The sequence below is a fragment of the Microvirga sesbaniae genome (genome assembly GCF_025460805.1).
GTDB classification, from domain to species: domain Bacteria; phylum Pseudomonadota; class Alphaproteobacteria; order Rhizobiales; family Beijerinckiaceae; genus Microvirga; species Microvirga sesbaniae.
This window is the reverse complement of the sequence record NZ_JAMXFJ010000072.1, coordinates 1-10,717: the sequence shown is the minus strand read 5'-3', so window position 1 is coordinate 10,717 and position 10,717 is coordinate 1. Positions and strand designations below refer to the sequence as shown.

General features: G+C 67.4%; 13 protein-coding genes. 4 read left to right on the top strand and 9 right to left on the bottom strand.

The window, feature by feature from the left end:
• The 3 genes from OCW50_RS31985 to OCW50_RS31975 form a co-directional block, all read left to right on the top strand.
• The coding region (locus OCW50_RS31985; protein WP_262299103.1) for a transposase at positions 1 to 300 on the top strand (300 nt) is incomplete at its 5' end.
• A 239-nt stretch (positions 301 to 539) separates the two neighbouring features.
• Positions 540 to 1,553 (top strand): magnesium/cobalt transporter CorA, encoded by a 1,014-nt coding sequence (gene corA / locus OCW50_RS31980; RefSeq protein WP_262272836.1) that lies wholly within the window; start codon positions 540 to 542, stop codon positions 1,551 to 1,553.
• 557 nt (positions 1,554 to 2,110) lie between these two features.
• Positions 2,111 to 3,115, top strand: a complete 1,005-nt coding sequence (locus tag OCW50_RS31975; RefSeq protein WP_262300296.1) for a SphA family protein — start codon at positions 2,111 to 2,113, stop codon at positions 3,113 to 3,115.
• Between the two features lie 602 nt (positions 3,116 to 3,717).
• On the opposite strand, the gene OCW50_RS31970 is transcribed toward OCW50_RS31975, so the two are convergent.
• The 5 genes from OCW50_RS31970 to OCW50_RS31950 form a co-directional block, all read right to left on the bottom strand.
• Positions 3,718 to 4,653, bottom strand: coding sequence for an HlyD family secretion protein (locus tag OCW50_RS31970; protein ID WP_262300295.1), 936 nt, complete (start codon positions 4,651 to 4,653; stop codon positions 3,718 to 3,720).
• A complete protein-coding gene (locus OCW50_RS31965) occupies positions 4,650 to 4,889 on the bottom strand; it encodes a DUF3302 domain-containing protein (protein WP_262300294.1) in 240 nt (79 codons plus the stop codon). The genes OCW50_RS31970 and OCW50_RS31965 overlap by 4 nt, the downstream gene beginning before the upstream one ends.
• A gap of 12 nt (positions 4,890 to 4,901) precedes the next feature.
• Positions 4,902 to 5,915 carry an HAD family hydrolase gene (locus OCW50_RS31960; RefSeq protein ID WP_262300293.1) on the bottom strand — a complete coding sequence of 338 codons (1,014 nt, stop codon included), beginning with the start codon at positions 5,913 to 5,915 and terminating at the stop codon, positions 4,902 to 4,904.
• A 1-nt stretch (position 5,916) separates the two neighbouring features.
• The gene (locus OCW50_RS31955; protein ID WP_262300292.1) at positions 5,917 to 6,297 is read right to left on the bottom strand and encodes a DUF1622 domain-containing protein; all 381 of its coding nucleotides are present in this window, start codon (positions 6,295 to 6,297) and stop codon (positions 5,917 to 5,919) included.
• 88 nt (positions 6,298 to 6,385) lie between these two features.
• Positions 6,386 to 7,936, bottom strand: coding sequence for an arylsulfatase (locus tag OCW50_RS31950; RefSeq protein ID WP_262300291.1), 1,551 nt, complete (start codon positions 7,934 to 7,936; stop codon positions 6,386 to 6,388).
• Positions 7,937 to 8,117: 181 nt separating this feature from the next.
• On the opposite strand from OCW50_RS31950, the gene OCW50_RS31945 reads away from it, so the two are divergent.
• Positions 8,118 to 8,339, top strand: a complete 222-nt coding sequence (locus OCW50_RS31945) for a hypothetical protein (RefSeq protein ID WP_262300290.1) — start codon at positions 8,118 to 8,120, stop codon at positions 8,337 to 8,339.
• Between the two features lie 119 nt (positions 8,340 to 8,458).
• On the opposite strand, the gene OCW50_RS31940 is transcribed toward OCW50_RS31945, so the two are convergent.
• The 4 genes from OCW50_RS31940 to OCW50_RS31925 form a co-directional block, all read right to left on the bottom strand.
• Positions 8,459 to 8,935: a YidH family protein gene (locus OCW50_RS31940; RefSeq protein ID WP_262300289.1), complete on the bottom strand. Its 477-nt coding sequence runs from the start codon at positions 8,933 to 8,935 to the stop codon at positions 8,459 to 8,461.
• Positions 8,936 to 8,941: 6 nt separating this feature from the next.
• Positions 8,942 to 9,463, bottom strand: a complete 522-nt coding sequence (locus OCW50_RS31935) for a hypothetical protein (protein ID WP_262300288.1) — start codon at positions 9,461 to 9,463, stop codon at positions 8,942 to 8,944.
• The gene (locus OCW50_RS31930) at positions 9,463 to 10,386 is read right to left on the bottom strand and encodes a formylglycine-generating enzyme family protein (RefSeq protein WP_373371542.1); all 924 of its coding nucleotides are present in this window, start codon (positions 10,384 to 10,386) and stop codon (positions 9,463 to 9,465) included. Before OCW50_RS31930 ends, OCW50_RS31935 begins: the two co-directional genes overlap by 1 nt.
• A gap of 71 nt (positions 10,387 to 10,457) precedes the next feature.
• A partial coding sequence (locus tag OCW50_RS31925; protein WP_262300286.1) for an aquaporin occupies positions 10,458 to 10,717 on the bottom strand: 260 nt, incomplete at its 5' end.

Below are 10,717 nucleotides of genomic sequence, written 5' to 3'. Positions count from 1 at the left end.
CAGGCTGCGGCTCTGATCGAGGGCCTGCCCGCCCAGGCGGTGTTGGGCGACACGGCCTACGATGCCGATCATCTGCGCCAGGCCATCGCTGACAAAGGCGCTCTTGCGGTGATCCCCAACAATCCCGCGCGGGCCAGGAAGCACCCGCTCGACAAGCACCTCTACGCTCAGCGCCACCTGATCGAGTGCTGCTTTGCCAAGCTCAAGCAGTTCCGCCGCGTCGCCACGCGCTTCGAGAAAACGGCCCGAAACTATCGTGCCGTCGTCACCTTGGCCGCCATCGTCCTATGGTTACGATAAGTGTCCACACAGCCTAGAGCGTCGGACCCAAAAGTGGACTTGCACTTTTGGGATCGGATCCGATGCTCCAGTCCTTGAAGAGCGCATCGTTCGAGCGGAAAACCGGATCCACTTTTCACTGGCGTGGCCTTTCGGGTCGCTGACGCGGCCCTCTGGGTCCGCACGATGCGCTAGGAGGCCGCGGGAGCGGCTTGCCCCGGGCGCGGCAACGGGCCAGGATGGTTGTGCGGTGGATCGACATGGCGAAGCCTCTCAAGCGAGTTTCCGTTCCCTCCCTGGGCATGCCCGGCGTGGTCGCGTCCGCCGTCTATACGGGTGGCCGGCGTCTCACGGAGATTCCCATCGAGGAGGCCGGGGAGTGGTCCAAGAAGCCCGGTCACGTGGTCTGGATCGGCCTGCACGAGCCGAGCCTCGAGCTCCTGAGGAAGGTGCAGTCCGAGTTCCACCTGCACGAGCTCGCCATCGAGGACGCCCTGAAGGCCCATCAGCGGCCCAAGGTCGAACAATACCACGATGCTCTGTTCGTGGTCGCCCGCACGGCCCAGATGGTGGAGGGGCGCATCGCCTTCGGCGAGACGCACCTGTTCGTCGGGCGCGGCTACGTGGTCTCCGTCCGCCATGGCGCCTCGACGACCTATACGCCTGTCCGGCAGCGCTGCGAGGCGGCCCCGAAGGCGCTCGCAGAGGGCGAGGACTTCATCCTCTATGCCATCCTGGACTTCATCGTCGACAACTACATGCCGGTCATCGAGATGATCCAGGCCGAGGTGGAGGAGATCGAGGACAGCATCCTGACCGCGAGCCAGCCGCAGGACCAGATCGTCCGGCTCTATCAGCTGCGGCGGGATCTGCTGCGCCTGCGCAATGCGGCCGTTCCGCTGGTGGAGGTCTGCCGCCGGCTCGAGCAGCCCGGACTGCCCGGGATCGACGGTGCGATGCAGCCGCTCTTCCGCGACGTCTCCGACCACATCCGGCGGGTCCAGGAGGAGATCGAGTCCCTGCGGGAGGTGCTGGCCTTCGCGTTCGAGTCGAGCCTGATGACCGGCCAGTCCCAGCAGAACGAGATCACCCGGAAGCTCGCCGCCTGGGCGGCCATCCTGGCCGTCCCGACGGCGGTCGCCGGCATCTACGGCATGAATTTCGACGTGCTGCCCGAGCTGCATTGGAAATACGGCTACCCCTTCGTGCTGACGGTGATCGTGCTGGTCTGCGCGTGGCTCTACTGGCGCTTCCGGGAAAAGCGCTGGCTTTGACAAGGCCGGACGGCCCCTTGCGCCCGCACCTCACCCCCACCCTCCACGTCATGGCCGGCACGAGGCCGGTGATGACGTGGAGGGTGGCGGGACGGGTGGAGGGTGCCATGATGGGGAGGGCGACCGCGACGCCGAGGGCGGCGATGGGGCGGCCGCGGAACCGCCATGGCAAGCCCCCGGAGCCCTCATCTCCCGGACCGGCCGGACACCCCCGGCCGGGCGGGACACCCCGGGCCGGATGGCGCGCCCGGGCTTCAGGCTCGATCAGGATCCGGGGGTTCGGACATCCGCGGGGACGAACTTTGCCGTGAATCTCAGGGTTTCACCTGATAGCCAGGACGATGCCGGAGGCTGGAGTATCGGACCCATCAGGGGCTGCACACCACGGCCGACCTCGTGCGATACGCGGTCCACGAACCGCATGGTCGAGGTATGAGGCCGCATTCGCCGGCGGGTGGAGCGCTCAGGTTTCTCCTGAACCCGGGTCCGGGCTTCCCCGAAGGTGGCCGGGTCGGCCATGATGCAATCCGGAGCACCGGACAAGAGGGGGAGGAAGCGTGATCAAGCGTCGCCATGAGGCATGTCTCGGGTTTCTCGGGCTGATCTGCGGTCTTGCGAGCGTGCCGGCGCTCGGGACCGAGGGCGGGGCGAGCCTCTACCTGCCCGGTCTGCGGGGCCCGCTCGCGGGCATCGTGCCTCCGCCCGGCTTTTATTTCAGCAATGACTTCCTGGCCTATTCGGGCGAGCTGAGCGGCGGTCGCCGCATCCAGATCGGCGGGGCCGTGCTGGCCGACGTGGAGGTCGAGATCCGCGCCGACTTCCTGACCGCCACCTGGGTCTTCCCCCTGGAGGCCCTGGGCGGGCGCATGGCCATCGGCGCCAGCCTTCCGCTGGGCGTGCCGCGGGTGAGCGCCGGCGTGCTGATCGAGGCGCCGCGGCTGGGCCGCGCCTTCGCGTTCAGCCAGCGGGACGCCTCGTTCGTGCTCGGCGATCCGGTGGTCACGGGCATCCTCGGCTGGGACGCGGGCAAGTTCCACTGGTCCCTCGGGGCCAGCGTCAGCGTTCCGGCCGGCGGCTACGAGGAGGGCGAGCTCTCGAACCTTGCCTTCAACCGCTGGGTCGGCGACCTCTTCGCCGCCGCCACCTGGTTCGATCCGGAGACCGGCCTCGATCTCTCGGGCGCCGTGGGCTTGGAGATCAACGGCGAGAACCCGGATACCGACTACCGGAGCGGCAACGCCTTCCACCTCGATCTGGCGATCACCAAGAACCTGACCAAGGAGCTCTCCGTCGGGGTGCTGGCGGGCTACTACGACCAGGTCTCCGAGGACCGGGGCGAAGGCAACCGGATCGGCCCGTTCAAGGGGCGGGTGACGGCGGTCGGCGCCAGCGCCACCTACAACGTCACCGTGGCGGGAACGCCGGTCACGACCCGCCTCAAGGTGCTGCGCGAGGTCGACGTGGAGAACCGCCCTCAGGGCACCATCGGCCTGTTCACGGTGGCGTTCCCGCTCGGCGGTCCCGCGCCGCCGGCCCAGGAGCCGATCCGGGCGCGGTACTGACGCGCGGCCGCCCGGCCGGGTGCGGGCCTGGAGCATCGGACGTGAAAAGTGGACCCACCTTTCACGTCCGATGCTCAAGCCTTTGAGCGGCGCACCGCTCGGGCCCCTGTCTTGATCGCCCGGCCGATCCACCACCCCGTCATCACCGGGCTTGTCCAATCCACCACCACGTCATCACCGGCCTTGTGCCGGTGATCCCGATGCGAGAGGCGCGGCGCTCTTCCGATCGGGATGGCCGGCACAAGGCCGGCCATGACGTGCGGAGGGTGGCAGGGAGGGCGGAGGGTGCCATGACGTGTGGAGGGTGTTCACACCGGGTCACACACACACCACGTCATCACCGGCCTTGTGCCGGTGATCCCGCTTCCGTAGGGCGCCGCGCCTCACCGGATCGGGATGGCCGGCACAAGGCCGGCCATGACGTGAGGGTGGCGGGAAGGGCGGAGGGTGCCATGACGTGGGGAGGGTGTCATCATCCGCTCACACCACCCTCTCACGTCATCACCGGGCTCGTCCCGGTGATCCCGATTGTCCGATGCTCCACTCTCGGCTGGCGCACCGCACGACGCGCAAAACCGGTTCCCACTTTTGCGTCCGATGCTCTAGAACGGATTGACGTAGTTGAGGATCGCCGTCTGGCGCAGGACGACCTTGCGGATCACGTGGGCTGCCTTGACATGCTCCGTGTAGATCGCGGCGACTCCCGTGCTCCCGGCCGGCAGTCGCCTGGCCACCTCCCGGTCGTCGAGCCGGACGCGGACGACGAACGGCGCCGCCTGGACCTCGGACGGGGCGACGGCCGTGCCGCCGACCTGCGTCTGGCCGCTCGCGACGGCCTGCAGCACCGTCTCGACGCGCCCGGGGAAGACCTCGCCGGGAAGGGGCTTGAACGTGACCTCCACCGGCTGCCCGGCCTCGATGTAACGGACGTAGATCTGCGGGACCTCCGCGCCGAGGATTGCCTCCGAGGTGTCGATGAAGGCCATGACGGGCGACTGGGCCGTGACCCGCGCGCCCTTCCGCAGACCCAGGTTCGTCACGTAGCCGTCCGCCGGCGCCCGCACGGTGGTCCTGTCGAGGCTCCACCTGGCGCCTTCGAGCTGGGCCCGCAACTGGTCGACCTCCGCCTGGCGCTGCTGCACGTCGAAGGCCCGACCGCTGTCCCGCCCCTGAAGCTCGGCGAACTGGGACCGCCGCAGCTCGGCGAACTTGAGCTGGGCCTCGATGGTGTCGACCTGGGCCTGGTACGTGGTCGGATCGATGCGGAACAGCACGTCGCCCGCCTTGACCGGGGTGTTCGCGGCGACCGGCACATCCACCACCTCTCCGGCGACGGACGGAACGATCTGCACCGAGTTGCGCAGCAGGGCCGCCGGTCCCGACGGCGCACCCCATCCCATGGGGATGAACAGGCCGACGAGGAGCACGAGCAGCACGACGATCGGAGAGATCTTCCAGAACGTGTTGAACGGAATGAACCGCAGCCAGACGAACAGGGCGAGCAGCGCGATATAGGAGTTGAGCAGGACGACGATCATCGCGGCGTCCCTCGCCGCTCCGGCACGTCGACATAGGCCCAGATCAGCACCAGCGGCCAGAACACGAAGCCGAAGACGAGCGTCGCCCAGCTCCCCACAGTCACGGCCTCAGGCCAGGGATGGCCGCGCTTGCGGGCGATGCGGCCGGGCATCGTCCCCAGCGCCACGACGATCGCGACCAGCGTCGCGGCGAGAACGATCAGGACGATCCAGGCGAAGATGTCGATCAAAGACATGGTCGTGATCCTTCAGGGTTCGAAGGCGAACACCTTCTTCCAATCCCGCTTCATGTCGACGACGGTCCATCCTCTGGCGGTTGCCTCGTTGAGGGCCTTGTCGAGCCTGCCGATATGGGACTGGCGGCCGTAGGCCCATTCGCGCTCCGCGTCGGTGTGGTGAACGATGGCCATGAAGCGGGGGCCATCGTCCGCCGCCGTCCATTGCAGCATCTGGAGGTCGCCGTCCGAATTGCCGAAGGCGAAGATCGGCCGGCGGCCGATGAAGCGGTCGATGCCGACGGGCTTGCCCGGGCCGTCGTCGATGAACGCGACCTCCGGCTCCTTCAGGAGAACGGGCTTGCCGTCCTGGCCGATCTGAAACTTCGTCACGCCGGACGAGCCCACGATCTGCTCCGGCGGAATGCCGTAGACCCGCTCGGCGAAGGCCCGCATGAACTCGACGCCGCCGCCCGAGACGATGAAGGTCTTGAACCCGTTCGCCCTCAGGTACCCGAGAAGTTCGATCTGCGGCCGGTACACCAGGTCGGTGTAGAGACGCCCCTTCGTCGGATGGCGTGCCGTGGCGAGCCAGTCGGTCGCCGCCTTCATGAACTCCGCCGTGGTCATGCCCGAATGGGTGACCGACATGATCTCCAGAAGGTCCTTCTCTCCCGCCGTCAGGAGGGCTCTCAGGTCGCCCTCGACGACGGACCGGAACGGTTCCTTGTCCTTCCACTCGGGAAACCGCGGCGCGAGGCGCTTCACCTCGTCGAGGGCGAAGGCGACCTGGAAGTAGACCGGTTGCTCGGCCCAGAGGGTGCCGTCGTTGTCGAAGGTGGCGATCCGATCCTCGACGGCGACGAAGTCCGGCCCGCCCTCCCGGGTGACGCGGGCGACGAAGTCGACGATCGCCCGCTTCGGAGCCGTGTCGCTCCAGGACGGCAGCGGGTCCGATGCGGGGGATTGCGCCTGAACGGGTGCGGGCGATGTCCAGAGGGCCAGCAGGCCCGCTCCGAGCAGCGAGAGCAGGTGGCGTCGGATCATTCTAGGCTCCTGTCGGTTCCCGCATGCGCTCCTTGGCGCGTTCGTGCTGGAGTTCGCGGATCTCGGTCAGGTCCCGTTCCAGGAAGAAGTTGAGGAAGGTGCGGATCACCGCGACGGCGCCGAGCCGAGCGACCGCCTCCCAGCCGGTCGTGACCGAGGTCTCGATGATGTCGGCCCCGAGCTGGAAGGTCAGGCCCGCCACCAGGGTGCGGGCGTAGCGCAGCCAGACCTCGCGGCGCTGGATGTTCGTCGCTTGCCCGGTCAGCATCGCGCGAAAGCCTGCCAGGAACGCCTCCAGGGTGCCGAACAGCACGATGGCGAGCGCGATCGTGTCGATGAGGAGAACGGAGTATTCCGTGACCGTGACCAGCCATTCCTTCATCGCCGCCTCCACCCGCGATGCCTGCTTCTCCCACAGCGTGTCGCTCTCCGCCGGGCGAGGCCTCGCCCGGCGGAGAGCGGATGATCGGTCAGTCTCCCGTCGCGGCCTCCGACATCTTGGCCATGGCGTCGTCGATGGTGAAGGTGTTCGGCTTCTGGATGGCTGGGAAGTCCTTGAAGGTCTCGGCGAACTTCGCCGCGACCGCCTGCACCGCATAGATCAGGTACGCGTGGCGGAACATCCAGTCGTTGTAGGTGTTCGAGGTGACCGTGGCGAACTCGAACGGGTCGGTGCGCAGATTGTAGATGACCGGCGCCCTCAGCCGCGTGAACGGGTCGCGCCAGACGGCCAGCGTGCCTGCGGTGCGCTGCTCCATGAAGACGATCTTCCAGTTGTCCATGCGGACCGCCAGCATGTCGCCGTCGTCGCTGAAATAGAAGTAGAAGTTGCGCGGGCTCTTCTCTTGCTCGCCGGTCAGGTACGGCAGCAGGTTGTAGCCGTCGATGTGGTTCCGGTAGGTGCGTCCGATGGCCCGATAGCCCTTCTTCAGCTTCTCGACCACATCCGGATCGCCGGCCATGGCCAGGAAGGTCGGCAGCCAGTCGTGATGCTGCACGATCTCGTTGCTGATGGAGCCGGCCTCGATCTTGCCCGGCCAGCGCACGATCAGCGGCACGCGGAAGGCGCCTTCGTAGTTGGTGTTCTTCTCGCTGCGGAAGGGCGTCGTGCCGGCATCCGGCCAGGAATTGCGGTGCGGGCCGTTGTCGGTCGAGTACTGCACGAAGGTGTCGTCCGCGATGCCGAGCTCATCGAGGTAGTCGAGGACGTCGCCCACCAGCTTGTCATGATCGATCATGGTGTCGTGATAGCCGGATTGCCAGCGTCCGGCCTGACCGCGGCTCCCGGGCTTCGTATGGGTGATGAAATGCATGTGGGTCGTGTTCAGCCACACGAACCACGGCTTGCCGGCGTCCTGCTGCCGCTTGATGAAATCCTTGGCCGCGGCGGCGAACTCCTCGTCGACCGTCTCCATGCGCTTGCGATTGAGCGGTCCGGTGTCTTCGATCCTCTGCTTGCCGACGCGGCCCCAGCGCGGCTCCTCGGTCGGGTCGTCCCTGTCGGTCGCCCACGAGCGGATGACCCCGCGCGGTCCGAACATCTTGCGGAACTGCGGAAAGTCCTTCTCCGACGGGTAATCGTCCATCTCCGGCTCTTCCTCGGCATTGAGATGGTACAGGTTGCCGAAGAACTCGTCGAAGCCGTGGTTGGTCGGCAGCATGGAGTTGAGGTCGCCGAGATGGTTCTTGCCGAACTGGCCGGTGGCGTAGCCCTGTTCCTTCAGCAGCGCCGCGATGGTCACGATCTTGTCCGACATGCCGATGGGCGCGCCGGGAATGCCGACCTTGGACAGTCCCGTGCGGTAGACGCTCTGGCCCGTGATGAAGGAGGAGCGTCCGGCGGTGCAGGATTGTTCGCCGTAGGAGTCGGTGAACATCATGCCTTCCTCGGCCAGACGGTCGATGTTGGGAGTCTTGTAGCCCATCAGGCCGTGCGAGTAGCAGCTCAAATTCGAGATGCCGATGTCGTCGCCCCAGATGACGAGGATGTTCGGCTTGTTGCCTTTGGGTGACTTAGCCATGACATTGCTTCTCCCTGTAAGGTTCTGACGCAACTGAGTATTGTCCTGCCATGGGACTCCGGCAGGGTCGGAACAAGAGCCCCGGCGCATCGTTGTTGGGAGCCGGCATCCCGGCTTGCCTCTCGAACCGCGGCCTTTGTGGCGCGGACGGACGTGGCGCGTGACGATTTCGGAGAGTGGCGTGTTTCTCGATGACAAGTGTTTCGCTGGCGGCGGACGAAGCGGTCCGTCGTGCCAGGCCTGCAAGCGGCCGATCCTGCCGAGCGAGCGTCAGACCAGGGTGGAGTTCCAGAACGACCCGGACGGATCCAAGGGACTGACCGGCGACTACCACCTGGCGTGCGGCAGGCGGTTCGAGTCGCTCGCTCATGTGATCAACATGAAGCCGTGGAGCGGGAGCTAGGCGCCTTGCCGGCGCGCGGGACATGACCTCGCTGCCGGCGTGATGGTCGATCCAGGCACTTGCGGCATGGTCGGCTGCCTCGACACGAAGGTGTCCCGACCGGTCGGGCCGGTGCCTCGTCACCCGAACGGCCCGGCCTGAAAGAGCATGCTGATGACGGCCGCCACGCCGATGAGGAGGAGCACGATGGCGGTCAGCAGCGTCAGCGAGACCGGAAAGCGGCTCTCCCCATGGACGAGGCCGGCGGCCTTCATCGCCTCGCGCTCCTCGCGCAGGCCGATCATGAACCGGACATGGTAGACGATCCCGATGACCAGCATCGCGATGCCGAGCAGCACCAGGGCGACGCCGAAGTTGCGCGGCGCCGCCGCATGCGTGATCGTTCCGGCTTCCCGGAGCTTCTCGAACACCTGGTAGATCGTGAAGCCGAAGCTGATCAGCGACAGCGATGTGCGCAGCACCGACATCAGCGTCCGGTCGGCGCTCATCCGCGTGCGCTGGAACGACATGCCGGTTCGGCGCGAGGACAGCTCGACGGAGATCCGATCCGAATCGGACTGCGCCGTGACCGGTGTTGTCCCGGGGGCAGGGGCCATGACACGTCACCTCTTCGAACCCGTTGGTGGAGAGGAGTCCCCATGCCGGGCGTTCCACCAGCTCACGAGACGTGCGATGGGCCCGCGCAGCAGCACATAGGGAAGGAAGGCGAGCAGGACCGCGATGAGCACCATTTCGCCCGGATAGAAGGTGCCGAGCACGGTCGTCTGGTAGATCCCGTCCATGACGAGGCCCAGGAGCAGGATCCGCGCGGTCGCGACCAGGCCTTCCCACAGGCGCCCGGCGGCTCCATCCGAACCGGTGATCACCGACCAGAGATAGGGAGATCGTCCGAGGCGCGCGTCCCTGGATCCGTCGCGGTAGGCCGCGACGGCGGCCATGCAAGGCTGAAGGACGAAGCGGAAGGTCATCGGGCCGCCCGGGCGGGCGGCCATGTCGCTCCAGATCCGCCGGTGGACCTCCGCCGAGCCTCCGTACCAGTACAGGCCGAGCCCGAGGAGGAGAGCCGCCACGATGACCACCAGCCGGGCCAGGAACACCTGCGTGGGCGTCGCCGCATCGGCCATCATCGCGCCTCCCGCCCGCGAACCACGCACCGGAAGCCGATGTGGCTGCTCGAGGTGTCGACGGGCTGCGCGTGCCGCGCCGCCGGACGGTAGCGGCGGCAGTAGTTCGGCGCGCACAGGTGCGATCCGCCCTTGAGCACCTTGCGGGGGATCCGGACCTGCGGCTGCCGAGGATCATAGCTGTCGGCCTCGCGTCCGCCGCGTGGGTTCTCCGGGATGCAGCACGCCTTGGCGGCATCGGCGGGATGCTGCGAGGCGTACCAATCCGACGTCCACTCCCAGACGTTGCCGATCATGTCGTGCAGGCCGTAGCCGTTGGGCGGGAAGGCCGTCACGGGCGAGGTGCGCTCATAGCCGTCGCTCGCCAGATTCTGACCCGGGAAGGCGCCCTGCCAGGTGTTGGCCATGTGCCGTCCGCCGGGAGTGAATTCCTCGCCCCAGGCGAACTCGGCGCCATCGAGCCCGCCGCGGGCCGCGAACTCCCATTCCGCCTCGGTCGGAAGGTCCTTGCCGGCCCAGCGCGCATAGGCCTGGGCGTCCTCGTAGGCCACGTGCACGACCGGATGGTCGTCGAGACCGGCGATCGATGAGCCCGGACCCGTCGGATGCCGCCAGGTCGCGCCGAACCGGAACTTCCACCACCGGCTCCAGTCGCGCAGGTCCACGGGCCCTCTGGGCGGCTTGAACACCAGGGAGCCGGCCTTCAGCATGTGGGGGAGAGCCCCGGGGTAGTCTTTGGGATCGGGCTTCCGCTCGGCCATGGTCACATGGCCGGTCGCGCGGACGAACTCCCGGAACTGCCGATTGGTGACCGGCGTCCGATCCATCCAGAGGCCATCGACGGTGACGCGATGGACGGGAGCCTCCTCGGGGTAATGTCGGTCCGACCCCATGCGGAATGTTCCGCCGGCGACCCAGATCATGTCCGCATGGGGCGGGCTGGTCCGGAGCGGAAGCGTCTCATGCTCGAGGAGCGTCATGGCAGACCCCGTCGCTACTCGGCCGGTGCGGCGGGCGTGACGCCGGTGACCTGGGCGGAAGGCTCCTCGCTGAGCCAGCGGTAGAGGATCCCGCCGATGGCCCCGCCGATCAGGGGCGCGACCCAGAACATCCAGAGCTGCGCCAGGGCCCAGCCGCCGGCGAACAGGGCCGGGCCGGTGCTGCGGGCGGGGTTCACGGACGTGTTGGTGATCGGGATGCCCACGAGGTGGATCAGGGTGAGGCCGAGCCCGATGGCGATGGGGGCGAAGCCCA